The sequence below is a fragment of the Parabacteroides sp. PF5-9 genome, from assembly GCF_029893105.1.
Classification (GTDB): Bacteria; Bacteroidota; Bacteroidia; order Bacteroidales; family Tannerellaceae; genus JARXWG01.
In genome coordinates this window covers 1-1,489 of record NZ_JARXWG010000044.1, presented here as the reverse complement: position 1 = coordinate 1,489, position 1,489 = coordinate 1, and the positions used below count along the sequence as shown (strand labels likewise).

Annotated in this window: 1 protein-coding gene; it reads right to left on the bottom strand. The window is 37.1% G+C overall.

The annotated features are described in order from the left end of the window. Positions 1-86 precede the first annotated feature (86 nt). Positions 87-1,316, bottom strand: a complete 1,230-nt coding sequence (locus M2135_RS15520) for an IS4 family transposase (protein WP_280749436.1) — start codon at positions 1,314-1,316, stop codon at positions 87-89. Between the last annotated feature and the right edge of the window lie 173 nt (positions 1,317-1,489).

Sequence of the window (1,489 nt, the reverse complement as noted above, 5' to 3'; positions counted from 1 at the left end):
CAGTCATGTTCGGAAGACTTTCTGCCAGCCAGTGTATGCCTGATTTGTTTACTGCTTTTTGCCTGATCTGTAAAAAGTGTTCTTTTTTACGGATCAGGTAACTTGGTTTTCTTTAGATCGCCTCCGCTCTCTATAACTATAATGGCTAACACAACGCTTTCAAGTTCTATACCCATCCTCCGGACTGCTGTTTTGTAGCCTAGTTCGTTCTCTTTTTTATAAATCATTACCAACATAGCCGTAATCAGTGTCATATATAGAATGACTTGTATACCGTTTTCGTTTAAGGATAGGAAATGGCTAAAGTTGAGTTCCTGTTTGAGGAATCGAAAAAACACTTCGATATCCCATCGGCGACGATACATTTGTGCTATTTCTGCAGCGGAAAGATTTAACATGTTGGTAATTAGCGTAATAGGTTTTTCCGCCTCATCCGGGGTAAAGCGTACAATACGGAATTCTTCATCTACTAAAACAACTTTATTCGTTGATTTCCCATTTTTGCTGGTAGCTACTTCTTTTTTGTAGAGTTTAATAATGGCGTCTTCATGTAATACGCCCGAATCAAAAGAGTCTTGATCAATGGAATTTTCTTTCACATATTTCAGTTTACGATTATCCATCAACCGACTGACAAAAAGCAGGTTTTCTGTCTCTTTCATCTCCTTAAATGCTTCAGCAGAACATTGTCCCCTGTCAAAGAGATATACTGTCGCATGATTAGGTTCTTTCTTAAAGTGACCCATTACATTTTCAGGTAAAGCCAAAACTTCTGAGGTATACCTTGGTTGATCATGCATCAAGGCAAAGCTGCCAAACGTGCCGTCAAAGTTGATTGTGTATTTTATCATCTTCTTTTTACCGTGTTGATTACCGGTGGTAATCCCTTGCCTCAGTTTATTGCTTGATTCAGCCACTAAGGTACTATCTACACGTTGCAAACACATACCGGCAATTTCTTTACGGGTATATAAAGATGAATATCTTTTATAGATACACTCATAAGCTTCTCTGAAGAAGTTAAGTTCAATAACAGACAAGCGATCCGAGATGGAACTATGGGATATTTCTTTTTTCCCGTTTACATTGAATATGGTACGAAATAAAGGAGAAGAAAAAGCGTCAGACAAACCACGTTGGCTAAGGCGATCTACGCGCAACATACCGTAAATCAATAAATAAAACATCAATTTACCATTGAGTACTTTCGTATAATGGTCAACATGAGTCTTTTTCGATATCTGGGCAAGAGATTCCTCAGGTATTTCCCTTAGAATCTCAGCCAGAGTTATACGGTGCTTATCAAATATTTTCATCAACATATTTAATTTGCCGTAAAGATAAAGTCTCGAGGTTTATACTAACTAATTAAATGGCAATAAGTTATTAACAACAGGGGGCTTTTTTTGTTGATAACTACCTAGTTATCCATAACAGAAAGAAATATATACTTTCGTAAAAAACGACAAACTTCTTCCGAACATGACTG

Excerpts from the sequence above, each read along its gene's own strand:
- M2135_RS15520 (WP_280749436.1), bottom strand. The coding sequence starts at position 1,316 with ATGAAAATATTTGATAAGCACCGTATAACTCTGGCTGAGATTCTAAGG.